Below are 24,510 nucleotides of genomic sequence, written 5' to 3'. Positions count from 1 at the left end.
CCTGTTAGGGCGCGGCTGGTAAGAGAGCCTTACAGGCGCATCTGAAAAACCTCCGGCTATGCCGGAGGATATTTATTTTGGAAACCGGTGAGATAGGCCACCGTGTCATCAATCGAAATATAAATAAATATATAACGAAATAATTCGGCGCTATAATTCTCCTCTGATTAATAACGTAGCCCGAACCATGACCTGTCAGGACAAATCACTTTTAGCCCCCGGTTTCGCTTCCACGCCCGTCATTCCGCGCTATCGCCAGATCATACGCAAACGGGCTGTGCTCATGTTAGCTATTGCGCTGGCGATGATGGCTTCACTGATGGTGGATGTAACCTGTGGGTCTTCTGGTTTACCGCTCAGTGCGCTGTGGCAGGCCCTTTTCCAGCCGGAAAAGGTGAATGCGGGCATACACGTTATTGTCTGGGATATTCGTTTACCCTATGCCCTGATGGCGCTGCTGGTAGGCATGGCGTTAGGGTTAGCGGGCGCCGAAATGCAAACCATTTTAAATAATCCGCTGGCGACGCCGTTTACCCTTGGCGTATCGTCCGCGGCGGCTTTTGGCGCTGCGCTGGCGATTGTGTTGGGGATCGGTATTCCCGGTATTCCAGCCGCCTGGTTTATCCCGGCCAATGCGTTCATCTTTGCACTTTTATCCGCGTTACTACTGGACGGTATTACCCGTTGGACAGGCGTCGCCGCATCCGGAGTGGTGTTGTTCGGTATTGCGCTGGTATTCACCTTTAACGCGTTGGTCGCCATTATGCAGTTTGTGGCTGATGAAGATACGCTGCAGGGGCTGGTATTCTGGACGATGGGGAGCCTGGTCCGCGCGTCGTGGGAAAAATTGGGCGTACTGGCCGTGGTGTTTATTGCTGTGCTTTTTTGCGCGTTACGAAGCGCCTGGCAACTCACGGCATTACGTTTGGGCGAAGAGAGGGCGATGAGCTTTGGGATTCATGTCCGCCGTTTACGCCTGCTGTCATTGTTGCGTATCAGCTTGTTATCAGCGCTGGCGGTAGCTTTCGTCGGGCCGATTGGTTTTATTGGTCTCGTTGCGCCGCACATTGCGCGAATACTGTTGGGGGAAGATCACCGTTTCTACCTTCCGGGCAGCGTGCTGATAGGCGGGCTGGTGTTATCGCTGGCCTCTATTGCGGCGAAAAATAGTATTCCGGGCGTCATGGTGCCGGTGGGGATTGTCACCTCGCTGGTCGGGGTTCCGTTCTTTTTAAGCATTGTATTGCGACATCGGGGGAGTCTCTGATGCGCGGGTTAATGCTCCGGTCATTTAGCGCCGGCTATTCCACTCAGCCGGTTATTGCAGATCTCAACGTTCCCTTACTGCCGCGCGGGAAAATTACCATTTTGCTGGGGCCGAACGGCTGTGGTAAATCGACGTTACTACGTTCGCTGGCCGGGCTGAATAACGCCGACGGCGAGGCGCTGCTTGATGGCGAAGATCTCATGTCGTTATCGTTTGCCGAGCGGGCGCAGAAAGTTGTGTTTTTGCCGCAGTCATTACCGCAGGGCGTGCATCTGCATGTACTGGAGTCGATTATCGTGGTACTGCGGGCATCAGGCGGCAGAGACAATGCGCAGGGCAGAGCGCAGATGCTGGCTATCCTTGAGCAATTGGGCATAACGCATCTGGCGTTGCAGTATCTCGACCAGCTTTCCGGCGGTCAGCGGCAGTTAGTGGGGCTGGCGCAATCGCTGATTCGTCGCCCTGAACTTCTGTTGCTGGATGAGCCGCTCAGCGCGCTGGATTTAAACTATCAGTTTCACGTAATGGATCTCGTGCGTCGGGATACCCAGGCGCAAAATAGGGTAACGATAGTCGTGGCGCATGACATTAATATTGCACTGCGTCATGGTGACCATGTCCTGATGCTAAAAGACGGCAGGCTGGTCGCCAGCGGCGCGCCGGAGACGGTGATTACTGCGGAGCGTCTGGCTGAAGTGTACCGGGTACGAGGACGCGTGGAGCGCTGTTCGCAGGGGAAATTGCAGGTGGTGCTGGACGGCGTGATCGCTGTTTAAGACATATTGCCTGATGGCGCTGCGCTTATCCGGCCTACCCATTGCTCGTAGGCCGGATAAGGCAGTTATACCGCCATCCGGCAAAGGTGATTACTTCGCTTTACCCTGATTCGCCACGGCAGCCGCTTTCGCAGCGATCTCGTCAGCGTTGCCCAGATAGTAATGTTTGATCGGCTTGAAGTTTTCGTCGAACTCATACACCAGCGGCACGCCGGTCGGGATGTTTAACTCAAGGATCTCATCTTCACTCATGTTATCCAGGTATTTCACCAGCGCACGCAATGAGTTACCGTGAGCGGCGATGATCACGCGCTCACCGCTCTTCATACGCGGCAGGATGGTGTCGTTCCAGTAAGGAATAACGCGGTCGATGGTCAGCGCCAGACTTTCGGTCAACGGCAGCTCTTTCTCGCTCAGTTTGGCATAACGTGGATCGTGACCCGGATAACGCTCATCATCTTTGGTCAGTTCCGGCGGCGTCACGGCAAAACCGCGGCGCCACTGTTTAACCTGCTCGTCACCATATTTTTCTGCCGTTTCCGCTTTATTCAGCCCCTGCAACGCGCCATAGTGACGTTCATTGAGTTTCCAGGATTTTTCCACCGGTAGCCACGCCTGATCCAGTTCATCCAGTACGTTCCACAGCGTATGGATAGCGCGTTTCAGTACGGAAGTGTAGGCAAAATCAAAGCTGAAACCTTCTTCTTTTAGCAGTTTACCCGCTGCTTTTGCTTCGCTTACGCCTTTTTCAGACAGGTCAACATCATACCAGCCGGTGAAACGGTTCTCTTTGTTCCATTGACTTTCACCGTGACGTACCAGAACCAGCTTAGTTACAGCCATACTCTCACTCCTATAAATCATATGTAATGATAATAATTCTCATTATATTGCCGCGAGGTGTTGGCGGCAATGCTTACGCATAACCATAGCGAAAATAGTGGCGCAGTGTAAGGTTCTTGTGAACTCAGAGTTGCGATTTTGTCTTTAAGTGGTGGAGGTTTGAGCAGGGCAATGGCGCGTAGGCCCGATAAGCTTGCGCCATCGGGCACGTAGCGGCATATCGTTAGAACGGAATAAACTGATACTCGGTCAGGCTGGCGTACTCCTCGCCAGGGCGAAGGATACAGTCAGGCTGCGGCCATTCAGGATGATTCGGACTGTCCGGCAGCAGTTCGCTCTCCAGCGCCAGCCCTTGCCAGTCGGCATAAGGTTCCGGTCCGCGGGAAGGTGTACCCGCCAGATAATTGCCGGAATAAAACTGTAGCGCCGGGGCGGTGGTGTAAACCATCATTTGTAGCTTTCCATCCTGTGACCACAGACGGGCCGCCGGCTTTTTGCCATCACCCTGCGTCTGTAGCAGGAAAGCATGGTCGTAGCCTTTAACCTTGCGCTGATCGTCATCGGCGAGAAATTCGCTGGCAATGACTTTTGGCATTCGGAAGTCAAACGAGGTATTGGCTACCGATTTTAGCCCCTGGCGTGGAATACCGGATTCATCTACTGGCAGATACTCATCCGCCAGAATTTGCAGCTTATGTTGGCGCACGTCAGTCCGATCGCCGTCCAGATTAAAATAGACGTGGTTGGTCAAATTCACCGGACAGGGTTTATCGACCGTTGCCCGGTAAGTGATGGAGATTCTATTGTCATCGGTCAGACGATATTGCGCCGTGGCGCAAAGATGGCCAGGAAAGCCCTGGTCGCCGTCATCAGAGGTGAGCGCGAATAATACCTGGCGATCGTTCTGGTTCACAATTTGCCAGCGGCGCTTGTCAAAGCCTTCCGGTCCGCCGTGTAGCTGGTTCTCGCCCTGGCTTGGGCTTAACTGTACGGTTTCGCCGGCAAACGTATAGCGGCTATTGGCGATACGGTTCGCGTAACGGCCAATAGAGGCGCCGAGGAACGACGTCTGTTCAGGGTAGTGTTCCGGGCTGGCGCAGCCCAGTAATGCTTCCCGAACGCTGCCGTCAGACAGCGGTATACGGGCGGAAAGAAGAGTGGCTCCCCAGTCCATCAGCGTTACCACCATCCCTGCGCTGTTGCGCAGGGTTAGCAGGCGGTACGGTTGACCATCGGGGGCCAGTGCGGGCGTTTCATTTAGCACTGTCCTGCTCCTTGTGACGGTTTGCATACATAAAAGGTTTCTTTGATTCCGGTTTTCGCTTCGTACTGTTGCGCAACGGCCTGCTGAACAGCGGGAACCAGATCTTCCGGGATCAGCGCGACAACACACCCGCCGAAGCCGCCGCCGGTCATGCGCACGCCGCCTTGATCGCCGATGGTCGCTTTGACGATGTCTACCAGCGTGTCTATCTGCGGGACGGTAATTTCGAAATCATCGCGCATTGAGGCATGGGACTCCGCCATCAGTTGGCCCATACGTTGCAAATCACCTTTCTCTAGCGCGCTTGCCGCTTCAACGGTGCGGGCATTTTCGCTCAATACATGGCGAACGCGTTTTGCGACTACCGGGTCCAGTTCGCTGGCAACGGCATTGAACGCCTCAAGGCTGACATCGCGCAGGGCCGGCTGCTGGAAGAAACGGGCGCCGGTTTCGCACTGTTCACGGCGGGTATTATACTCGCTGCCCACCAGAGTGCGCTTAAAGTTACTGTTGATGATCACCACGGCCACACCTTTCGGCATGGAAACCGCTTTGGTGCCGAGCGTACGGCAATCAATCAGCAACGCATGATCTTTTTTGCCGAGCGCAGAGATGAGCTGATCCATAATGCCGCAGTTACAGCCGACAAACTGGTTCTCGGCCTCTTGTCCGTTGAGCGCAATTTGCGCGCCGTCCAGCGGCAGGTGATAAAGCTGCTGGAAGACGGTGCCCACCGCCACTTCCAGCGAGGCGGAGGAGCTTAACCCGGCACCCTGCGGCACATTGCCGCTGATGACCATATCCACGCCGCCAAACGCGTTGTTACGCTGTTGCAGATGTTTCACTACGCCGCGCACATAGTTAGACCACTGCTGGCTATCGTGGGTCACGATCGGCGCATCCAGTGAAAATTCGTCCACCTGATTGTCGTAATCGGCGGCAATCACCCGTACGGTACGATCGTCGCGCGGCGCACAGCTAATTACGGTCTGGTAATCGATAGCGCAGGGCAGAACAAAACCATCATTGTAATCAGTGTGCTCGCCGATCAGATTGACGCGGCCTGGCGCCTGAATCGTGTGGGTGGCAGGGTAGCCGAAAATTTCAGCAAACAGCGCGCGCGTTTTCTCTTTCAGATTCATTTTTATACTCCGGATTCGCGAAAATGGATGTCGCTGACCGCGCGCAGGCGTTCAGCCGCTTGTTCTGCGGTTAAATCACGCTGGGTTTCCGCCAGCATTTCATAGCCGACCATAAATTTGCGGACGGTCGCAGAGCGCAGCAGCGGCGGATAAAAGTGCGCGTGCAACTGCCAGTGTGCGTTTTCTTCACCGTTAAACGGCGCGCCGTGCCAGCCCATTGAGTAGGGGAAGGAACACTGGAACAGGTTATCATAACGACTGGTCAGCTTTTTCAACGCCAGCGCCAGAGAGTCGCGCTGCTCGTCGTTTAAATCGGTAATGCGCAGGACATGCGTTTTGGGTAACAGTAGCGTTTCGAACGGCCACGCCGCCCAGTAAGGCACCACCGCCAGCCAGTGTTCGGTTTCGACCACGGTGCGGCTGCCGTCCGCCAGTTCCCGCTGGACATAATCCACCAGCATTGGCGAGCGCTGCTCGGCGAAGTAGGCTTTTTGTAAACGATCTTCGCGTTCGGCCTCATTCGGCAGGAAGCTGTTGGCCCAGACCTGTCCATGTGGATGCGGGTTCGAACAGCCCATCGCTGCGCCTTTATTTTCAAAGACCTGCACCCACGGATAGGTTTTGCCTAACTCGGCGGTCTGCGTCTGCCAGGTTCTGACGATTTCCGTCAGCGCGGGCAGGCTCAACTCCGGCAGCGTTTTACTGTGATCGGGAGAAAAACAGATCACGCGGCTGGTGCCGCGCGCGCTCTGACAGCGCATCAGCGGATCGTGGCTGTCCGGCGCATCCGGCGTGTCGGCCATCAGCGCCGCGAAATCGTTAGTAAAGACGTAAGTCCCTTTGTAATCGGGATTTTTATCGCCGGTGACACGCGTATTGCCCGCACACAGGAAGCAGTCCGGATCGTGGGCCGGCAGCATTTGCTGAGACGGCGTTTCCTGCGCCCCCTGCCAGGGGCGTTTTGCGCGATGCGGCGAAACCAGAACCCACTGGCCGGTAAGCGGGTTATAACGGCGATGCGGATGATCGATGGGATTAAATGGGGTCATAACAACATCCTTAATCTGGGTATCCCTGCGGATGGCGTGACTGCCAGTGCCAGGTGTCCTGCGCCATTTCGTCAAGCGTGCGGGTGACGCGCCAGTTCAGCTCGCGATCGGCTTTGCTGGCATCCGCCCAATACGCCGGGAGATCGCCGTCGCGACGCGGCGCGAAGTGGTAATTAATGGGTTTACCGCAGGCTTTACTAAAGGCGTTGACCACATCCAGGACGCTACTGCCGACACCCGCGCCGAGGTTATAAATATGTACGCCGGATTTGTCCGCCAGTTTTTCCATCGCCACGACGTGCCCGTCGGCTAAGTCCATAACGTGAATGTAATCGCGTACGCCGGTGCCATCCTCGGTCGGGTAATCGTTGCCGAAAACGGCGAGCGATTCGCGACGACCCACGGCGACCTGGGCGATATAGGGCATCAGGTTATTCGGAATACCTTGCGGATCTTCTCCCATGTCGCCCGACGGGTGCGCGCCGACCGGGTTGAAATAACGCAGCAGCGCAATACTCCACTCCGGCTGGGCTTTTTGCAGATCGGTGAGGATCTGTTCTACCATCAATTTACTTTTGCCGTAGGGGCTTTGCGGCGTGCCGGTAGGAAAACTTTCGACGTAAGGAATTTTGGGCTGATCGCCATAAACGGTGGCGGAGGAGCTAAAAATAAGGTTTTTAACGTTGGCCGCACGCATGGCGCTGACCAACCGCAGCGTACCGTTGACGTTGTTGTCATAGTACTCCAGCGGCCTGGCGACCGATTCGCCGACGGCTTTCAGGCCGGCAAAGTGAATCACGGTATCAATCGCGTGATCGTGCAGAATTTCGGTTATAAGCGCTTCGTTGCGAATATCGCCTTCGACAAAGGTCGGGTGCTTACCGCCCAGACGTTCAATAACGGGCAGCACGCTGCGCTTGCTGTTGCAGAGGTTATCGAGGATGACGACGTCATGACCATTTTGCAGCAATTGTACGCAGGTATGACTTCCAATGTAACCGCTACCACCTGTAACCAATACTCTCATAATTCGCTCCGTTAAGCCTATGGTATGGAATAACCATAGCATAACAAAGATGCGAAAAGTGTGACATGTAATAAATTAGTGGAATCGTTTACACGCTGGTGATTTTACGCATTTATATCAATTAAATGATTACAAATCATCTGGCTTGAGAATGCTTCTGCTTTTTATCCGAAAAAAAGGCGCGTTACGCGCCTGGGAATGAAACGGACGGGGCAGGAGCTGTCAGTCTTTTTTACGCGAGAGTAGCTTCCTGGCGAGCGCCCCGACAGCGACGACGCCGATGGCGGTCACTTTCCAGAATTTAAGTAACGCGATACCGAGCATAGCAAGCAGACCTACTTTTTTGGCCGCGATACCGCCAATCAGCGCGGCGAGCCCATACTCCGCTATTTTGTCCGTTGATTCGTTGAAGTCAGCGTAGCGTTGTCCAGGGTTGAACTTGACGGAACTGAGAATTCTTTTCGCCAGCGGGATTTCGTGGTCAACAGAACCTCTGTCGGTCACCAGATTTAAAGAAAAATAGCCTTCACGTCCCAGCAGATAGGTGTTGTAGTTCACGCCTTGTTCATTCAGTGGTTCGTTGGTGCCGATATCATGGATGGCGGCGGACCAGATCAGACGATGATTGGTTGCATCGTAGGTAGGCTTCTCGATCCAGCCAATAATTTCTATCGGCTCAATGCCTTTTGCAATACGATCTTTATTCGCTTCTTTTGTGCCTTTGCGCAGGTTATCCATTAATTCATCGGCATCCCAATTTTTTGCATCATCATCTTTTACATAACCAGAATCATCATATTCGATAGAAATAAATCCATTCATTTCCTTTTTAAATACGAGACCGTAAAAATATTCATCGTCAACATAGTTACCAATTTCACGCATAAATACCGCCGCTTCTTTTGCGGGTATCCAGGTAAATCCTTCCGGCAGATTAAGCGTGGCTTTATCACCTAAACTAATCTTTGTCGGACCCGCAACGGCGGCGCGACTCATGCCTTCAACAGCGACCTCAACGGCGGTTTTACGTGCTTCCTGCGCAGCGGTCGGCTTTTGCTCAGCATAACTGCCGGGGCAAAATAACATGGCTGCCAGTAAAAATAGTATTATTTGTGGAAAACGAAAAGCCATAATGAATCCCTTATATTCACATACGACATCATTGTCGAAAATTTCAGGATTATTATGACAATGAGGCGGTCAGCGATTCAAGAGATAGTAAGCTTATCGACCGTTATTATTATTCTTAATAAAAGGAGAGCGGTTCCAGAATGGCGCGCGGCGCCATTCTGATAATACATTTAATTATTGCATCGTCCGGAAACGTACTTATAACGTTCGCCCTCTGGTACAAATTCCAGCCGGTGGGTAATACAGGCAGGCGCATCTTCTGCATGATGGGAAACAAACAGCAGTTGGGTCTCTCCCTGGCGAATTAATACATCTACAAAACGGCGTACCAGTTGGCGGTTCAGCGGGTCCAACCCTTGCAGCGGCTCATCCAGAATCAACACTGTCGGATGTTTAACCAGCGCGCGCACGATCAGCGCCAGCCGCTGCTGTCCCCAGGAGAGACTGTGGAAGGGGACATCCGCCGTACGCTTATCGATTCCCAGAATATCCAGCCACTGTTGCGCCAGTTTTCGTTGCCTGTCTGAAACGGCCTGGTAAATGCCGATAGAATCGAAATAGCCGGAGAGAATGACATTGCGCACCGTGGTACTTACGCGGTAATCCAGATGTAAACTGCTGCTGACGTAGCCGATATGTTTTTTGATATCCCAGATTGTTTCGCCGCTTCCTCGCCGCCGCCCGAACAGCGTAAGATCGTTGCTGTAGCCTTGCGGGTGATCGCCAGTAATAAGGCTAAGCAATGTAGACTTACCCGCTCCGTTAGGACCGACGATCTGCCAGTGTTCGCCCGGATTGACTCGCCAGCTTAGGTGGTGGAGGATAGGGCGATCGTTATACGAGACCACGCCATCGTTAAGTACGATCCGTGGTTCGCCATCGGGTAACGCATGGCGGGCGGAAGGTTCGTCCGGTTCGGGTAATTGTACGTCGGTCAGACGCTCGCTGTGCGCGAGTTGAGCGACCAACGCCCGTTGCAGTAACTCTGTCGTCGTTCCGGTTTCCGCCAGCGTACAGTCGGCAAGCACGCCGGCAAACTGCACGAAGTCCGGGATTTCATCAAAACGGTTGAGTACCAGCGCCAGGGTAATACCCGCCTGGTTCAACGCCGTCAGGCGTTGCGCCAGTTGTTGACGGGCGGTCACGTCAAGCCCGTCGAACGGTTCATCAAGGATCAATAACTCCGGCTCAGACATCAGCGCCTGACACAGCAGCGCTTTTCGCGTCTCGCCGGTAGAAAGGTATTTAAAACGCCTGTTGAGTAAAGCGGAAATGCCGAACTGCTGCGCCAGCATCGCACAGCGGGCAGGATGGTGAACATCATCCTGAATAATTTCCGCGGTAGTGCGCCCGGTATCGTCTTCGCCAGGACTGAGCATATCGGTGTTATTACGTTGCCACTCATCGCTGACCAGCTTTTGCAATTGTTCAAAGGACAGACGAGTAATGCGGGTAAACTGACACTGGCGCTCGCCTGTTAATAATGGCAGTTCACCCGCCAGCGCGCGGGCGAGCGCCGACTTCCCGCTCCCGTTAGCCCCAACGAATGCCCAGCTATCGCCCGCATTGAGCGTCAGCGAATCCAGATGAAGTGTTTTTGTATCGCTCAGACGAAACGTGCCTTGCGAAATTTGCAACGATGACATTTTGCATCCCATTTTTTGCAGCGATGAATGACAGGGATACGTCTTTCGGCAACGGATGTCAATGTGCTTAGCACAACGTTGCAATAATCACTCTGTCCGCATTAAACCAGGCAATCACGTCATCGCCTTCCTTTAACGTGGCGGCATCCGCAGTCGGTATCGTAGCGCACAGCGTCTGGCCGTCCGGCAGCGCCATCAACACTTCACACTGTTCCGCGCCGCGCTCGATATGGCTGATCGTTCCCGACAACTGATTGTCAGCGGCGCGCGCAACGGCTGCATCCCGGGTAATGCCAACCCACGGCGCTTTTAGCAGGATCAGCACTTCTTTACCTTCCTCCAGGCCGAGACGCTCGCCGCTTTGCGCCGTCAGCGCGACTTTAAGCCGCGTTTTGCCGTCGGCCAGCAGCACGTCGACATGCTGTTGTACCTGATCGCGATCGCGGGCGGTAATGGTGCCGAACCACTGATTTCGGGCGCTGGTTTGCAGTGAAAAGCGGGAGATAGCGGCCAGCAGACTGTCAAGCGGCAGGGCGTCATCGTCGCTTAACACATCGAACGCTTTTTGCTGAATTTGGCCCAGCAAATCGTAAAGCTGGATCAGACGCTGACCATAGCGGGTTAATACCGCGCCGCCGCCGCCTTTGCCGCCCGTTGCGCGTTCAACCAGCATATGTTCACTAAGCTGGTTCATGTCGTTTATCGCATCCCAGGCGCTCTTATAGCTGATTCCCGCGTCTTTCGCGCCCTGACTAATCGAGCCGGAAAGCGCAATGTGTTTCAGCAGAGAGATACGTCGGGGATCGGCAAAAAGCTTTTGCTGAAGTTTCAGGGTAAGAAGGATTTCGGCCTGCATAACCAGCTCCTGGTAAAAAGACTATTGTGACTGAAAAGCGCGTCAGCGCAAAGCCGACCGCACAAAAGGGGAGTGCTTTTCTGTGTGATGCGGTTAAAATACAAAAAGGACTATATCTGGAGTTGCCCATGTTAGAGTTATTAAAAAGTCTGGTATTCGCCGTCATCATGGTACCGGTAGTGATGGCCATCATCCTCGGTCTGATTTACGGTCTGGGTGAGGTGTTCAACATTTTTTCCGGTATCGGTCAGAAAGACCAGTCCAGACAGAACCGCTGATTTCCCCAAACGCCCGCTCAGTCGGGCGTTTTTGTTACTCAAGATCCTGCTTTTCCTGCCGATATTTTCTGTGTTTAATCGTTAATGGGTATGAATAACCGCTGGGAAACCCCTGAGATTATCGTTATATTGTCGTTTACATAACGAAACGCACAAGGAGTTACAGATGGCGCATTCCTGGTTACGCCTGGTCGCAGGGGCGACATTATCTTTCGTCATCGCTGGCCATGCGCTGGCGGATGAAGGCAAGATCACCGTATTCGCCGCCGCGTCGCTAACGAACGCGATGCAAGACATTGCGGCAGAATATAAAAAAGAGAAAAATGTGGATGTGGTCTCCTCATTCGCCTCCTCTTCAACGCTGGCGCGCCAGATAGAAGCGGGCGCGCCGGCGGATCTGTTCATCTCTGCTGACCAGAAATGGATGGATTACGCAGCCGATAAAAAAGCGGTGGATACCACGACGCGCGAAACATTGCTCGGCAATAGCCTGGTGGTGGTGGCGCCGAAAGCCAGCGAGCAGAAACCGTTTACCATCGACAACAAAACGGACTGGATTCATCTGCTGAACGGCGGGCGTCTGGCGGTGGGCGATCCGCAACACGTACCGGCGGGAATTTATGCCAAAGAAGCGCTGCAAAAGCTGGGCGCATGGCAAACGCTTGAACCGAAACTGGCGCCGGGCGAGGATGTGCGCGGTGCGTTGGCGCTGGTCGAACGTAACGAAGCGCCTTTAGGCATTGTATACGGTTCTGATGCGGTCGCCAGCAAGGGGGTCAACGTGGTGGCGACGTTCCCGGAAGATTCACATAAAAAAGTGGAATACCCCATCGCTATCGTGGAGGGGCATAAAAATGCGGCCGTCAGCGCGTTCTATGATTACCTGAAAGGACCGCAGGCCTCGACAATCTTTAAACGTTATGGATTTACGACGAAGTAATGATACTGACCGATCCAGAATGGCAGGCTGTCCTTCTTAGCCTGAAAGTGTCTTCCCTGGCCGTGCTGTTTAGCCTGCCGTTTGGGATCTTTTTTGCCTGGTTACTGGTGCGATGCCGGTTTCCGGGCAAAGCCTTACTTGATAGTGTCCTGCATCTGCCGCTGGTGCTGCCGCCGGTGGTGGTCGGCTATCTGCTGCTGGTGTCGATGGGGCGACGCGGGTTTATTGGCCAGTGGCTGTATGACTGGTTCGGTCTCACGTTTGCCTTTAGCTGGCGCGGCGCCGTGCTGGCGGCGGCGGTGATGTCCTTCCCGCTGATGGTGCGGGCCATTCGGCTGGCGCTGGAGGGGGTGGATATCAAGCTTGAACAGGCCGCCAGAACGCTGGGCGCCGGGCGCTGGCGCGTTTTTCTGACTATCACCTTACCGCTTACCCTGCCGGGTATTATTGTTGGTACGGTGCTGGCGTTTGCCCGTTCGCTTGGCGAATTTGGCGCGACCATTACCTTTGTTTCCAATATTCCGGGCGAAACCCGCACCATACCTTCCGCCATGTATACTTTGATTCAGACGCCTGGCGGGGAGAGCGCGGCGGCGAGGCTGTGCGTGATTTCGATTGTATTAGCGCTGATTTCGCTGTTGATTTCTGAATGGCTGGCGCGGATTAGCCGTGAACGGACGGGGCGCTAACCATGCTGGAGCTTAATTTTTCCCAGACGCTGGGAACGCACTGTTTAACCCTCAACGAAACGCTGCCAGCCAGTGGGATCACGGCTATCTTTGGCGTCTCCGGCGCGGGAAAAACCTCGCTGATTAATGCCATCAGCGGTTTGACTCGCCCGCAAAAAGGACGCATCGCGCTGAATGGTCGGGTGTTGCATGACGCGGAAAACGGTATCTGTTTAACGCCGGAAAAGCGCCGCATCGGTTATGTTTTCCAGGATGCGCGCCTGTTCCCCCATTACAAAGTACGCGGCAATTTGCGCTACGGTATGGCGAAAAGCATGACCGGTCAGTTTGATAAGCTGGTGTCGCTGCTGGGAATTGAAGCGTTGCTTGATCGCCTGCCGGGGAGCCTGTCCGGCGGAGAAAAACAGCGCGTAGCGATAGGCCGGGCATTGCTCACCGCCCCGGAGTTGCTGCTGTTGGACGAACCGTTGGCCTCGCTGGATATCCCGCGAAAACGCGAATTACTGCCGTACCTGCAACGGCTGGCGCGGGAAATCAATATTCCCATGCTGTATGTCAGCCATTCTCTCGATGAAATTCTCCACCTGGCGGATAAAGTCATGGTGCTGGAGGATGGACAGGTTAAAGCGTTTGGCCCGCTGGAGGAGGTCTGGGGAAGCAGCGTTATGCACCCGTGGCTGCCGAAAGAGCAACAGAGCAGTATTCTGAAAGTCAGCGTGCTGGAGCATCACCCGCATTATGCCATGACCGCTCTGGCGCTTGGCGACCAGCACCTGTGGGTAAATAAACTCAATCAGCCGCTGCAATCCACACTGCGTATTCGTATACAGGCGTCGGATGTCTCGCTGGTACTACAGCCGCCGCAGCAGACCAGTATCCGCAACGTATTGCGGGCAAAAGTGGCGAATTGTTATGACGATAACGGACAGGTGGAAGTCCAGCTTGAGATAGGCGGCAGAACGCTGTGGGCGCGAATAAGCCCGTGGGCCAGGGATGAGCTGAATATCAAGCCTGGCCTGTGGCTTTACGCGCAGGTGAAAAGCGTTTCTATCACCGCCTGACTATAGCAGGTGGGTGTAAATAAATTTGGCGATGCTATCGGTAGTGTTATCGCCGATCACAACGTCAGCGCGCGCTTTCACCGCCTCATCGGCGTTGCCCATCGCAACGCCGGTGCCTGCCGCCTCCAGCATACTGATGTCGTTGTAGTTATCGCCGAAAGCGATCACATTTTTCATTGACCCTCCCTGCGCTTCTATCCACTGGGTAAGGCGCTTGCCTTTACTGTTGCCTTTGCGCGCGATATCCACCTGATCGTGCCATGACCATTCGCACTCCAGGCCAAGCGCCTGTTCAACATGCTGACCGAACCGCTGTAGTCTGGGAATATCTTCATCGGTAAGCGCAAACTTCCACACGGCATTCACGTCGCGCGCCGCCTGCGCCAACGAAGAGACCTGTGTAAAGGTCGGACGTTGCTCCGGCGGCAAGGTCTGCGCCCACCGGGAGGTACGCACGACGTGACCGGTTGGGTGTTCGTAAAGCATAGCGTCATCAACATACATCAGGCCGTGAATCTGATGCTCATCCAGTAAATCAATCAACTGCAACGCCTTATCCACGGGCATAGGATCGGCATCCAGGACAGTTTTAGCTTGATAATCATACAAATAGGTGCCGTTGCAGCAAATAGCAGGTGTTTCCAGCGCCAGCGCCTGATAAAAAGGATGAATAGCAACGTGATGGCGACCAGTGACAATGATAAGTTGAAAGCCCGCCTCTTTGGCGCGTGATAGCGCGTCAAGCGAGGAGGGGAGTAAGGTTTTATGCGGGGTTAATAACGTTCCGTCTAAATCGAGGGCAATCACGCGTGCAGTCATAATTTTTTCCAGATTAAGAGTAATAATTCCGTCTGTCGGCATGGTACACCGGGACGGTAAGCAGACAAAATTCTGCGTCTGAATTCAGCATTCGCCGTCAAAAGCGACTACGTTAAGCTGTGTCCTGTTATTGCAGCTACATGCCATATGCAAAGGAGTATTCATGAAACAAACAGTCTATACCGCCAGCCCTGAGAGTCAGCAAATTCACGTCTGGAGCCTGAACCACGAAGGGACGCTGACGCTGGTGCAGGTCGTGGATGTGCCCGGTCAGGTTCAGCCGATGGTGGTCAGTCCGGATAAACGCTACCTCTATGTCGGCGTACGCCCGGAGTTTCGTGTCCTGGCGTATCGTATTGCGCCGGATGATGGCGCGCTGACGTTTGCCGCCGAATCCGCCCTGCCGGGTAGCCCGACCCATATTTCTACCGATCATCATGGTCGTTTTGTCTTTGTCGGATCGTATAACGCCGGTAATGTCAGCGTGACGCGCTTACAGGATGGCCTGCCGGTTGAGCTGGTGGATGTGGTGGAAGGGCTGGACGGCTGCCACTCGGCAAATATTACGCCTGATAACCGTACCCTGTGGGTGCCTGCGCTAAAACAGGATCGCATTTGTCTGTTTACGCTAAGCGCTGACGGCCATCTGGTGGCCCAGGAGCCGGCGGAAGTAAATACAGTTGAAGGGGCAGGCCCGCGTCATATGGTCTTCCACCCGAATCGACAATATGCGTATTGCGTCAATGAACTGAACAGTTCGGTGGATGTCTGGCAGCTTAAAAATCCGCATGGTGAGATAGAGTGCGTACAAACCCTGGATATGATGCCCGCCGATTTTTCCGATACCCGTTGGGCGGCGGATATTCATATTACGCCGGATGGACGGCATCTGTATGCCTGTGACCGCACCGCCAGTCTGATTACCGTCTTTAGTGTCTCCGAAGACGGCAGCGTACTGAGTGTTGAAGGCTTCCAGCCGACGGAAGCCCAACCGCGCGGCTTTAATATCGACAATAGCGGAAAATACCTGATTGCTGCGGGTCAAAAATCACATCATATCGCGGTCTATGAAATTACGGGCACTCAGGGGTTGCTGACGGAAAAAGGCCGTTATGCCGTCGGCCAGGGGCCAATGTGGGTTGTGGTGAACGCGTACTAAAGCGCTGTGTGCCGGAGGACGGCGGGCTGGAGCTCACCAGGGCAGGATGCCTGATTAATTTCGATAAACATCGCTTGTAGTAAAACCACGGGCCGCCACATCTGCTGCGGCGGCCCGTTTATAAGCCTGAACCGGAACAGCGATTACTGCTTAGGTTCCGCCACCACTTTACTGCCTACACCGCGGTTGTTGTATTCCCACATGCGGTTGTAGTTAGTGTCGTTCAGATTACGCTGCACCTCGTCTTTGTCATCCACGGTTCCCGTATTTCCGGCAAACGGACGTTTCGAGATGACCGCGTCGGCCCACGGTTTGGCAACGTTGAAGCCCTCGTTAATCACGCTGTCGCGGATCACTACCTGACCGTTGGTGTTGGCGTCGACATCCAGCGAGCGGCCAAGCTGCGCAACGCCATCGCCGGAGGCGTTAAAGCGGCTGTTGATCGCCAAAAAGCCATAGTAAATATTGGACAGCGTAGCCGGGGCGAAGACGTAGGCTTCCTGCTGTGTGCGGGAGTTGACGACCTGGAAGTTGGTGTTATCGAACACCACGGCGCCGCGTCCGGAAACCATATCCACATCGCCTTCAATATAGCTGTTCGTCACCAGCGTACGCGGCTGACGATCGGTTTGCAGACGGTTCTGCACGCCGCTGTTGGTTACAAAGAAGGTGTTCTGGCGGCCAAGGATATTGACCTTGTTAATCTGGACTTTGTCGCCATCGGTACGCAGCGCCACCGCCGGATGGTTTCCGGCATCGACACTGTCGCCCAGCGTGTTCTCGATGGTCAGATTTTGTAGCTGCAGACCGTTATTCTGCGACCAGAACGCGGCAGAACACATCACACCGATCGTCGCGGCGTGTTTGCTTTGGCAGTTATCGAACATATACCAGGCGGGTTTACCAGGCATATATTTCCCGCCGGGATTCACCGCGCGGCGCCAGTCAGCGACACTCATTTCACCATCAATCGCCATCCCAATTTTCACATCGATCGGTTTTTCACCGGTCCCGTACAGGGTCAGACTTCCCGGCGCGGCGGGAACATACACGGTCCCCTGATAGTCGCCCGGCATAATAGCAATGTACTGGCGTTTGTTCGTGCGTTTAACCATTGCCGCATCGACCGCGGCCTGAATCGAGGTGTGCGTAACGCCTGGCGTACCTGCTGGCCCTACCACAAAGTCAGGCTGTGCGGGCAGGGTAATCGGCGACGGCGACCACGGGGCGGTATTCGGCGTCAGGGAGGCAAAATAGTGCGCCGCAACGAAGTTTTTCGCTTCATTTGCCGACAGAATTGGGCGCGAGGCGGTGCCAGGCGCGGTTTGATCGGAAGGGATCTGATCGGGTGGCGTAGAGCTACAGGCGCTCAGCGTCACGCCAAAAGCCAGTGCCAGCGCCAGACGGGAAACCGATAATGTATTCACAGGTTGCTCCGGGCTTGAAAAAGTTAAATGACATCCATTGAAGCCTGCTTTTTTATACTAAGTTGAACGAAACGGGAAGGCGAAAAGGTAAAAAGTTCCTTTTCAGGCTGGAAACACCTGTAGCATCAGATAGTTTTATCACAATTAAGCAACAACTTTCGCGCTTTGAGTTGACAATCCGGAGCAGAAAGAAAATAAATGTCTATACAACTCATGACAGGCAAGAGAGCGACAGGAATGCGGCAACTTTTACCGGGCGATACTGTCTGGCGAAACATCAGGCTGGCGACAATGGACCCGCAGCGGCAAGCCCCGTATGGGCTGGTGGATAACCAGGCGCTGATTGTACGCGAAGGGTATATTTGCGATATCGTGCCAGAGACGCAGCTTCCTGTCAGTGGGGACAATATCCATGATATGCAGGGACGACTGGTAACCCCGGGACTTATCGATTGCCACACGCATCTGGTGTTTGCCGGTAACCGCGCCGCAGAGTGGGAACAGCGGCTTAACGGCGCGTCATACCAGCATATTAGCGCTCAGGGCGGCGGCATTAACGCGACGGTATCAGCAACCCGCGCCTGTGCGGAGGAGACGCTCTACCTGCTGGCGCGCGAACGCATGATGCGCCTTGCCAGCGAAGGCGTTACGCTGCTGGAGATTAAATCCGGCTATGGTCTGGAACTGGCGACAGAAGAAAAGCTGTTGCGCGTCGCTGCAAAACTTGCTGCCGAAAACGCTATCGACATTAGCCCCACGCTATTGGCCGCTCATGCTACGCCAGCGGAGTATCGTGACGACCCGGACGGCTACATCACTCTGGTCTGCGAGACGATGATTCCGCAGCTCTGGCAAAAAGGGTTATTTGATGCGGTAGACCTCTTTTGCGAGAGCGTCGGCTTTAATGTGGCGCAGAGTGAGCGCGTGTTGCAGACGGCGAAGGCGTTAGGTATTCCCGTTAAAGGCCATGTTGAGCAGCTTTCGCTGTTGGGCGGCGCGCAGCTGGTGAGTCGTTATCAGGGTTTATCGGCGGATCATATCGAATATCTTGATGAAGCGGGCGTCGCGGCGATGCGTGACAGCGGTACTGTCGGCGTGTTGTTGCCCGGCGCGTTTTATTTTCTGCGCGAGACGCAGCGCCCGCCGGTTGAACTGCTGCGCCGCTATCAGGTGCCTGTCGCCGTCGCCAGCGATTTCAATCCCGGCACCAGCCCGTTTTGCAGTTTGCATCTGGCGATGAATATGGCCTGCGTACAGTTTGGTCTGACGCCGGAAGAGGCATGGGCGGGCGTTACGCGCCATGCCGCACGCGCGCTGGGAAGACAGGCGACGCATGGGCAGCTCAGGGCCGGCTACCGGGCGGATTTTGTGGTGTGGGATGCTGAACAGCCGGTAGAGATAGTGTATGAGCCGGGGCGTAACCCTTTATATCAGCGGGTATACAGAGGAAAAATCTCATGACGCAATGGTATCCGGCTTCTCCGGCGCTTTGGCAGGGGCGCGATGACAGTATAGAAGCGCCGGATGCGCGGCGTCTGTTTCAGACCGTCACGCGCAGCGAGACCTTTTCCCCCGAAAACTGGCAGCAAAAGATCGCGTTAATGGGATTTGCCTGCGACGAGGGGGTAAAACGCAATGCAGGCCGTCCCGGCGCGGCAGGCGCCCCGGACGCGTTGCGTAAAGCGCTGGCGAATATGGCCAGCCATCAGGGACATGAACGGCTGGTAGATTTAGGCAATTGGGTTGCGCCGACGCCCGATCTGGAAGGCGCGCAGCAGGCCTTGTGCGATGCGGTAAGCCGCTGTCTGCGGGCCGGGATGCGCACGCTGGTGCTGGGCGGCGGGCATGAAACCGCGTTTGGACACGGCGCGGGGGTGCTGGACGCGTTTGCGCAGGAAAGCGTAGGGATCATTAATCTTGATGCGCATCTGGATCTCCGTCAGACCGACCGGGCAACATCCGGGACGCCGTTTCGTCAACTGGCGCAGCTATGCGACGCGCAGAGCCGCGCGTTTCATTATGCCTGTTTCGGCGTGAGCCGTGCGGCAAATACGCAGGCGTTGTGGCGGGAAGCGCAGTGGCGGAATGCTACCGTGGTGGAGGATCTGGACTGCCATGACGCGCTGGCGCAGATGACGCAGTTTATCGACAAGGTGGATAAAATTTATCTGACTATCGATCTCGACGTATTGCCTGTCTGGGAAATGCCGGCCGTCTCTGCTCCCGCAGCGCTGGGCGTGCCACTGATACAGGTTCTGCGTTTAATTGAGCCGGTTTGCCGCAGCGGAAAATTACAGGCGGCGGATCTGGTTGAATTTAATCCACGCTTTGATGAAGATGGCGCAGCGGCGCGCGTGGCGGCGCGGCTTGGCTGGCAAATCGCGCACTGGTGGCGTTAATCTGTCATCCGCAAAACACTATCCGCATAAGGAAGGCTTCACGCATGTATTCATCCCGCTCCCGTTCTGCGCCTGCGCCTTTTTACGAAACGGTGAAACAGGACATCTGTAAAAAAATAGCCGACGGCGTCTGGCAGCCGCACGATCGCATTCCGTCGGAAGCTGAACTGGTCGCGCAGTATGGCTTTAGCCGAATGACCATCAACCGGGCGCTGCGTGAGCTGACGGATGAAGGGTGGCTGGTGCGTTTACAGGGCGTGGGGACGTTTGTCGCCGAACCAAAAGGCCAGTCCGCGCTGTTTGAAGTCCGCAGTATCGCCGAGGAGATTGCCGCCCGCCGTCATCAGCATCGTTGTGAGGTGCTCACGCTGGAGCGCGTGCGGGCAAACGCCATCCAGGCCAGCGCTCTCAACGTCAATGAGAGCGATGTCATTTTCCATTCCATCATGGTGCATTATGAAAACGATCTGCCGGTACAAATTGAAGATCGCTGCGTGAATGCGGATATTGCCGTGGATTACCTGACGCAAGATTACCGTCAGACCACGCCGCACGCTTATTTGTCGCGGATCGCGCCGCTAACGGAAGGGGAACATATTGTGGAGGCGGTGCGCGCCACGGCGCAAGAGTGCGCGTGGTTAACTATCAAAGAGCATGAGCCTTGTCTGCTCATTCGTCGTACAACCTGGTCCGCGTCGCGGATTGTTTCTCACGCCCGCTTACTTTTCCCCGGGTCGCGCTACCGGCTACAGGGACGATTTATCTCCTGAGCGGACTGCTGCCGGAAAACGTGATTGCTGACACAATATAACAAAATTGTATCATTTTTGTTAATTCTATTCTTGTGCTTACTTGTATAGACAAGTATATGTCTGATTCTTATCTGTGGGTCTGCGGCGGTGCCTGATAGTGGCGTTTTAGCGTTATTTGGCGATGGCAGACCGATAACAATGAGGAGTCATTGCTATGCCTGAAAGCAAGTATCGTCAGCAGACTATCCGCGCGCCCCGAGGCACGGTATTAACGGCGAAAAGCTGGCTGACAGAAGCCCCGCTGCGGATGTTAATGAATAATCTCGATCCTGACGTGGCGGAAAATCCGCATGAGCTGGTGGTCTACGGCGGGATTGGTCGCGCCGCGCGCAACTGGGAATGCTATGACGCTATTGTTGATGCGCTCACCCGGCTGGAGGCGGACGAAACGTTGCTTATTCAGTCTGGCAAACCGGTCGGCGTATTTAAAACGCACGACAACGCGCCGCGGGTATTAATCGCCAACTCCAACCTGGTTCCCCACTGGGCGACATGGGAACACTTTAACGAACTGGATGCGAAAGGGCTGGCTATGTACGGTCAAATGACGGCCGGAAGCTGGATCTATATCGGCAGTCAGGGAATCGTGCAGGGAACATACGAAACCTTTGTCGAGGCGGGGCGTCAGCACTATAACGGCACGCTGGCGGGACGCTGGGTGCTGACCGCCGGGCTGGGCGGCATGGGCGGCGCGCAACCGCTAGCCGCGACGCTGGCCGGAGCGTGTTCGCTGACGATTGAATGCCAGCAAAGCCGTATCGATTTTCGTCTGCGTACTCGCTACGTGGATGAGCAGGCCGCCACGCTGGATGACGCGCTGGCCCGCATTACGCGCTACACCCGCGAGGGGAAAGCCGTGTCCGTCGCCCTGTGCGCGAACGCGGCGGATATCCTGCCGGAACTGGTTAATCGCGGCGTGCGCCCGGACCTGGTGACCGATCAGACCAGCGCCCACGATCCGCTACATGGCTATTTACCCTCCGGCTGGCGCTGGGAGGAGTATCAGAAAAACGCGCAATCCGATCCCCACGGGACGATGCAGGCAGCGAAACGTTCCATGGCGGCGCATGTTCGGGCGATGCTGGCGTTCAGTCAAATGGGCGTGCCGACCTTTGACTATGGCAACAATATTCGCCAGATGGCGAAAGAGATGGGGGTAGAAAACTCCTTTGATTTTCCGGGATTTGTGCCAGCCTATATTCGTCCGCTGTTCTGTCGTGGCATCGGGCCGTTTCGCTGGGTGGCGCTGTCCGGCGATCCGCAGGATATCTATAAAACCGATGCCAAAGTCAAAGAGATAGTGGCTGAGGATAAACATCTGCATCACTGGCTGGATATGGCGCGCGAGCGCATTCATTTTCAGGGGCTACCGGCGCGTATCTGCTGGGTAGGTCTGGAGTGGCGGCAAAAACTGGGGCTGGCGTTCAACGAAATGGTGCGTTGCGGCGAGGTATCCGCGCCCATTGTGATTGGCCGCGATCACCTGGATTCCGGTTCCGTCGCCAGCCCTAACCGTGAAACCGAAGCGATGCGCGACGGCTCTGACGCGGTTTCCGACTGGCCGCTGTTAAATGCATTGCTGAATACCGCCAGCGGGGCGACATGGGTATCGCTCCATCATGGCGGCGGGGTGGGGATGGGGTTTTCGCAACACGCCGGTATGGTGATTGTCTGTGATGGCACTGACGAGGCCGCCGCGCGTATTCGCCGCGTGTTACACAACGATCCGGCGACGGGCGTCATGCGCCATGCCGATGCCGGATATGATCTCGCGGTGGAATGCGCTGTTGAGCAAGGTCTGAATTTACCGATGGTTGCGGCGACGCAGGGGAAAGGCTGATATGAACACCATAACACTCACTCCGGGGCAGTTAAGCCTCTCTCAACTGTACGATGTCTGGCGTCATCCGGTACAGCTTCGGCTGGACGCCAGCGCCATTGACGGCATTAACACCAGCGTCGCGTGCGTCAATGATATCGTTGCCGAAGGGCGTACCGCCTACGGCATCAACACCGGTTTCGGCCTGCTGGCGCAGACGCGCATCGCTGATGAAGACTTGCAAAATCTACAGCGATCGTTGGTGCTGTCTCACGCCGCGGGCGTAGGCGACCCACTGGATGACGCGATGGTGCGTCTGATCATGGTATTGAAAATCAATAGTCTGGCGCGCGGGTTTTCCGGGATTCGGTTGAGCGTGATAGAAGCGCTCATCGCTCTGGTGAATGCCGGCGTGTATCCGCTGATTCCGGCAAAAGGGTCGGTTGGCGCGTCGGGCGACTTAGCGCCGCTGGCGCATCTGTCGCTGACGCTGCTTGGCGAAGGAAAAGCGCGCTGGCAGGGTGAATGGCTTCCGGCGCAGACGGCGCTAAAAAAGGCCGGACTGGAGCCTGTCGCGCTGGCGGCCAAAGAGGGGCTGGCGCTGCTTAACGGCACCCAGGCGTCAACGGCCTTCGCGCTGCGCGGTTTGTTTGAGGCACAGGAGTTATTTGCCTCCGCCGTTGTCTGCGGCGCGCTGACTACCGAAGCCGTGCTGGGATCGCGCCGTCCTTTTGATGCGCGCATTCATGCCGCGCGCGGACAAAAGGGGCAAATTGACGTCGCGCGGTTGTTCCGGCATCTGCTGACCGATACCAGCGCCATTGCTGAATCACATCACCACTGTCATAAAGTTCAGGACCCGTATTCCCTTCGCTGCCAGCCACAGGTAATGGGCGCTTGTTTGACCCAGTTACGTCAGACGAAAGAGGTACTGCTGGCTGAGGCCAACGCGGTGTCCGATAATCCGCTGGTCTTTGCCGATGCGGGGGAGGTGATCTCCGGCGGTAACTTCCATGCTGAACCGGTTGCCATGGCGGCGGATAATCTGGCGCTGGCGATAGCGGAAATCGGCGCGCTATCGGAGCGGCGCATCGCGCTGATGATGGATAAACATATGTCGCAGTTACCGCCGTTTCTGGTGAAAAATGGCGGCGTTAATTCCGGTTTTATGATTGCCCAAGTCACCGCCGCAGCGCTCGCCAGCGAGAATAAAGCGCTGGCGCACCCGCACAGCGTGGATAGCCTGCCGACCTCGGCGAATCAGGAAGATCATGTCTCAATGGCCCCGGCGGCAGGACGGCGACTCTGGGAAATGGCGGCGAATACCCGCGGCATCATTGCCGTGGAGTGGCTGGCTGCCTGTCAGGGGATAGATTTACGGGAAGGGTTAACCTCCAGCCCGTTACTGGAACAGGCGCGGCAGACACTGCGCGAGCGGGTGGCGCACTATACGCAGGATCGTTTTTTCGCACCCGATATTGAGTGTGCGACGGCGCTGCTGGCGCAAGGCGCGTTACAGCGTCTGGTGCCGGACTTTATGTGAATGCTGCCGGATGGCGAGGCGCTTATTCGGCTTACCCAACCCGTTGGCAGGGTAAGACGTTTACGCCGCCATCCGGCACAGCGTTTAACTGAACATCGCCGTGATCGAGGCGCTGGCGAGCGAATGGAAATGCACGTTAAAGCCGACCATCGCGCCGCTGGCGTCTTCATCAACGTCAAGACGCTCGACGTCCAGCGCGTGAACCGTAAAGATATAGCGGTGCGTTTCCCCTTTAGGCGGCGCCGCGCCGCCGTAGCCCGCTTTACCGAAATCGGTACGCGTCTGAATGACGCCGTCTGGTATGGCCACCAGGCCTGAGCCGAACCCCTGGGTCAGTACGCGCGTATCCGCCGGGAGGTTCACCACCACCCAGTGCCACCAGCCGGAGCCGGTCGGCGCGTCGGGATCGTAACAGGTCACGACAAAACTTTTGGTGCCCATCGGCACGTCGTCCCAGGCCAGATGCGGCGAAATATTATCGCCATCATAGCCCATACCGTTAAAAACGTGGCGATGAGGAAGTTTATCTCCATCGCGCAAATCGTTGCTGATAAGTTTCATGC

The 24,510-nt window shown here is 55.5% G+C and carries 23 protein-coding genes; 12 read left to right on the top strand and 11 right to left on the bottom strand.

The window, feature by feature from the left end; translation table 11 throughout:
- Positions 1 to 187 precede the first annotated feature (187 nt).
- Together ACLJRE_RS19835 and ACLJRE_RS19830 are read left to right on the top strand one after the other, a co-directional pair.
- Positions 188 to 1,267, top strand: coding sequence for a FecCD family ABC transporter permease (locus ACLJRE_RS19835; protein WP_000128336.1), 1,080 nt, complete (start codon positions 188 to 190; stop codon positions 1,265 to 1,267).
- The gene (locus ACLJRE_RS19830) at positions 1,267 to 2,043 is read left to right on the top strand and encodes an ABC transporter ATP-binding protein (RefSeq protein ID WP_001214714.1); all 777 of its coding nucleotides are present in this window, start codon (positions 1,267 to 1,269) and stop codon (positions 2,041 to 2,043) included. The genes ACLJRE_RS19835 and ACLJRE_RS19830 overlap by 1 nt, the downstream gene beginning before the upstream one ends.
- A 90-nt stretch (positions 2,044 to 2,133) precedes the next feature.
- On the opposite strand, the gene gpmA is transcribed toward ACLJRE_RS19830, so the two are convergent.
- The 8 genes from gpmA to modE all read right to left on the bottom strand — a co-directional run bounded on the left by gpmA (position 2,134) and on the right by modE (position 11,001).
- Positions 2,134 to 2,886, bottom strand: coding sequence for a 2,3-diphosphoglycerate-dependent phosphoglycerate mutase (gpmA, locus tag ACLJRE_RS19825; RefSeq protein WP_000301554.1), 753 nt, complete (start codon positions 2,884 to 2,886; stop codon positions 2,134 to 2,136).
- Positions 2,887 to 3,109: 223 nt separating this feature from the next.
- A complete protein-coding gene (gene galM / locus ACLJRE_RS19820) occupies positions 3,110 to 4,150 on the bottom strand; it encodes a galactose-1-epimerase (RefSeq protein ID WP_000931428.1) in 1,041 nt (346 codons plus the stop codon).
- Positions 4,144 to 5,292: a galactokinase gene (galK, locus tag ACLJRE_RS19815; protein ID WP_001049369.1), complete on the bottom strand. Its 1,149-nt coding sequence runs from the start codon at positions 5,290 to 5,292 to the stop codon at positions 4,144 to 4,146. Before galK ends, galM begins: the two co-directional genes overlap by 7 nt.
- A gap of 2 nt (positions 5,293 to 5,294) precedes the next feature.
- A complete protein-coding gene (galT, locus tag ACLJRE_RS19810) occupies positions 5,295 to 6,341 on the bottom strand; it encodes a galactose-1-phosphate uridylyltransferase (RefSeq protein ID WP_000187471.1) in 1,047 nt (348 codons plus the stop codon).
- Between the two features lie 10 nt (positions 6,342 to 6,351).
- Positions 6,352 to 7,368 (bottom strand): UDP-glucose 4-epimerase GalE, encoded by a 1,017-nt coding sequence (gene galE, locus ACLJRE_RS19805; protein ID WP_001265465.1) that lies wholly within the window; start codon positions 7,366 to 7,368, stop codon positions 6,352 to 6,354.
- Positions 7,369 to 7,590: 222 nt separating this feature from the next.
- On the bottom strand, positions 7,591 to 8,499 hold the full coding sequence (locus ACLJRE_RS19800; protein WP_000885516.1) for a DUF2167 domain-containing protein: 909 nt from the start codon (positions 8,497 to 8,499) through the stop codon (positions 7,591 to 7,593).
- Positions 8,500 to 8,669: 170 nt separating this feature from the next.
- On the bottom strand, positions 8,670 to 10,145 hold the full coding sequence (modF, locus tag ACLJRE_RS19795) for a molybdate ABC transporter ATP-binding protein ModF (protein WP_023212648.1): 1,476 nt from the start codon (positions 10,143 to 10,145) through the stop codon (positions 8,670 to 8,672).
- A gap of 67 nt (positions 10,146 to 10,212) precedes the next feature.
- On the bottom strand, positions 10,213 to 11,001 hold the full coding sequence (gene modE, locus ACLJRE_RS19790) for a molybdenum-dependent transcriptional regulator (RefSeq protein ID WP_001147416.1): 789 nt from the start codon (positions 10,999 to 11,001) through the stop codon (positions 10,213 to 10,215).
- 128 nt (positions 11,002 to 11,129) lie between these two features.
- On the opposite strand from modE, the gene ACLJRE_RS19785 reads away from it, so the two are divergent.
- From ACLJRE_RS19785 to modC, 4 genes are all read left to right on the top strand, one after another.
- A complete protein-coding gene (locus tag ACLJRE_RS19785) occupies positions 11,130 to 11,279 on the top strand; it encodes an AcrZ family multidrug efflux pump-associated protein (RefSeq protein WP_000891513.1) in 150 nt (49 codons plus the stop codon).
- 166 nt (positions 11,280 to 11,445) lie between these two features.
- Entirely contained in the window at positions 11,446 to 12,219 is a 774-nt protein-coding gene (gene modA, locus ACLJRE_RS19780) for a molybdate ABC transporter substrate-binding protein (RefSeq protein ID WP_053296634.1), read from the top strand.
- On the top strand, positions 12,219 to 12,908 hold the full coding sequence (modB, locus tag ACLJRE_RS19775; RefSeq protein WP_000604026.1) for a molybdate ABC transporter permease subunit: 690 nt from the start codon (positions 12,219 to 12,221) through the stop codon (positions 12,906 to 12,908). Before modA ends, modB begins: the two co-directional genes overlap by 1 nt.
- 2 nt (positions 12,909 to 12,910) lie before the next feature.
- Complete coding sequence (gene modC / locus ACLJRE_RS19770; RefSeq protein ID WP_000891710.1) at positions 12,911 to 13,969, top strand: molybdenum ABC transporter ATP-binding protein ModC; 1,059 nt, start codon at positions 12,911 to 12,913, stop codon at positions 13,967 to 13,969.
- On the opposite strand, the gene ACLJRE_RS19765 is transcribed toward modC, so the two are convergent.
- The gene (locus tag ACLJRE_RS19765; protein ID WP_001748281.1) at positions 13,970 to 14,788 is read right to left on the bottom strand and encodes a pyridoxal phosphatase; all 819 of its coding nucleotides are present in this window, start codon (positions 14,786 to 14,788) and stop codon (positions 13,970 to 13,972) included.
- 163 nt (positions 14,789 to 14,951) lie between these two features.
- Between ACLJRE_RS19765 and pgl the strand changes: the two genes are divergently transcribed.
- Complete coding sequence (gene pgl / locus ACLJRE_RS19760) at positions 14,952 to 15,947, top strand: 6-phosphogluconolactonase (RefSeq protein ID WP_058108901.1); 996 nt, start codon at positions 14,952 to 14,954, stop codon at positions 15,945 to 15,947.
- A 143-nt stretch (positions 15,948 to 16,090) separates the two neighbouring features.
- Here the strand turns inward: pgl and ACLJRE_RS19755 are convergent, their stop codons facing one another.
- Entirely contained in the window at positions 16,091 to 17,374 is a 1,284-nt protein-coding gene (locus tag ACLJRE_RS19755; RefSeq protein WP_001094762.1) for a putative acyl-CoA thioester hydrolase, read from the bottom strand.
- Positions 17,375 to 17,611: 237 nt separating this feature from the next.
- Between ACLJRE_RS19755 and hutI the strand changes: the two genes are divergently transcribed.
- From hutI to hutH, 5 genes are all read left to right on the top strand, one after another.
- On the top strand, positions 17,612 to 18,835 hold the full coding sequence (gene hutI, locus ACLJRE_RS19750) for an imidazolonepropionase (protein WP_023137453.1): 1,224 nt from the start codon (positions 17,612 to 17,614) through the stop codon (positions 18,833 to 18,835).
- Entirely contained in the window at positions 18,832 to 19,773 is a 942-nt protein-coding gene (gene hutG / locus ACLJRE_RS19745; RefSeq protein WP_023212644.1) for a formimidoylglutamase, read from the top strand. Before hutI ends, hutG begins: the two co-directional genes overlap by 4 nt.
- A gap of 44 nt (positions 19,774 to 19,817) precedes the next feature.
- Entirely contained in the window at positions 19,818 to 20,543 is a 726-nt protein-coding gene (locus ACLJRE_RS19740; RefSeq protein WP_000287407.1) for a histidine utilization repressor, read from the top strand.
- 196 nt (positions 20,544 to 20,739) lie between these two features.
- Entirely contained in the window at positions 20,740 to 22,425 is a 1,686-nt protein-coding gene (gene hutU, locus ACLJRE_RS19735; RefSeq protein WP_001115218.1) for a urocanate hydratase, read from the top strand.
- A gap of 1 nt (position 22,426) precedes the next feature.
- Positions 22,427 to 23,947, top strand: a complete 1,521-nt coding sequence (gene hutH / locus ACLJRE_RS19730) for a histidine ammonia-lyase (protein ID WP_001092487.1) — start codon at positions 22,427 to 22,429, stop codon at positions 23,945 to 23,947.
- 84 nt (positions 23,948 to 24,031) lie between these two features.
- On the opposite strand, the gene ACLJRE_RS19725 is transcribed toward hutH, so the two are convergent.
- A complete protein-coding gene (locus ACLJRE_RS19725) occupies positions 24,032 to 24,508 on the bottom strand; it encodes a kinase inhibitor (RefSeq protein ID WP_000767396.1) in 477 nt (158 codons plus the stop codon).
- Positions 24,509 to 24,510 lie beyond the last annotated feature (2 nt).

Source organism: Salmonella sp. SAL04157, assembly GCF_046551635.1.
Lineage (GTDB): Bacteria > Pseudomonadota > Gammaproteobacteria > Enterobacterales > Enterobacteriaceae > Salmonella > Salmonella enterica.
The sequence above is the reverse complement of the archived record's forward strand: the minus strand, read 5'-3'. Positions and strand labels throughout refer to the sequence as shown.

Coding starts and splice junctions, on each gene's coding strand:
- modA (WP_053296634.1), top strand. CDS start 11,446: ATGGCGCATTCCTGGTTACGCCTGGTCGCAGGGGCGACATTATCTTTC.
- ACLJRE_RS19800 (WP_000885516.1), bottom strand. CDS start 8,499: ATGGCTTTTCGTTTTCCACAAATAATACTATTTTTACTGGCAGCCATG.
- ACLJRE_RS19785 (WP_000891513.1), top strand. CDS start 11,130: ATGTTAGAGTTATTAAAAAGTCTGGTATTCGCCGTCATCATGGTACCG.
- modB (WP_000604026.1), top strand. CDS start 12,219: ATGATACTGACCGATCCAGAATGGCAGGCTGTCCTTCTTAGCCTGAAA.
- ACLJRE_RS19725 (WP_000767396.1), bottom strand. CDS start 24,508: ATGAAACTTATCAGCAACGATTTGCGCGATGGAGATAAACTTCCTCAT.
- modF (WP_023212648.1), bottom strand. CDS start 10,145: ATGTCATCGTTGCAAATTTCGCAAGGCACGTTTCGTCTGAGCGATACA.
- galT (WP_000187471.1), bottom strand. CDS start 6,341: ATGACCCCATTTAATCCCATCGATCATCCGCATCGCCGTTATAACCCG.
- gpmA (WP_000301554.1), bottom strand. CDS start 2,886: ATGGCTGTAACTAAGCTGGTTCTGGTACGTCACGGTGAAAGTCAATGG.
- modE (WP_001147416.1), bottom strand. CDS start 11,001: ATGCAGGCCGAAATCCTTCTTACCCTGAAACTTCAGCAAAAGCTTTTT.
- hutI (WP_023137453.1), top strand. CDS start 17,612: ATGCGGCAACTTTTACCGGGCGATACTGTCTGGCGAAACATCAGGCTG.
- hutG (WP_023212644.1), top strand. CDS start 18,832: ATGACGCAATGGTATCCGGCTTCTCCGGCGCTTTGGCAGGGGCGCGAT.
- hutH (WP_001092487.1), top strand. CDS start 22,427: ATGAACACCATAACACTCACTCCGGGGCAGTTAAGCCTCTCTCAACTG.
- ACLJRE_RS19835 (WP_000128336.1), top strand. CDS start 188: ATGACCTGTCAGGACAAATCACTTTTAGCCCCCGGTTTCGCTTCCACG.
- ACLJRE_RS19830 (WP_001214714.1), top strand. CDS start 1,267: ATGCGCGGGTTAATGCTCCGGTCATTTAGCGCCGGCTATTCCACTCAG.
- hutU (WP_001115218.1), top strand. CDS start 20,740: ATGCCTGAAAGCAAGTATCGTCAGCAGACTATCCGCGCGCCCCGAGGC.
- ACLJRE_RS19740 (WP_000287407.1), top strand. CDS start 19,818: ATGTATTCATCCCGCTCCCGTTCTGCGCCTGCGCCTTTTTACGAAACG.
- modC (WP_000891710.1), top strand. CDS start 12,911: ATGCTGGAGCTTAATTTTTCCCAGACGCTGGGAACGCACTGTTTAACC.
- galK (WP_001049369.1), bottom strand. CDS start 5,292: ATGAATCTGAAAGAGAAAACGCGCGCGCTGTTTGCTGAAATTTTCGGC.
- galE (WP_001265465.1), bottom strand. CDS start 7,368: ATGAGAGTATTGGTTACAGGTGGTAGCGGTTACATTGGAAGTCATACC.
- ACLJRE_RS19765 (WP_001748281.1), bottom strand. CDS start 14,788: ATGACTGCACGCGTGATTGCCCTCGATTTAGACGGAACGTTATTAACC.
- pgl (WP_058108901.1), top strand. CDS start 14,952: ATGAAACAAACAGTCTATACCGCCAGCCCTGAGAGTCAGCAAATTCAC.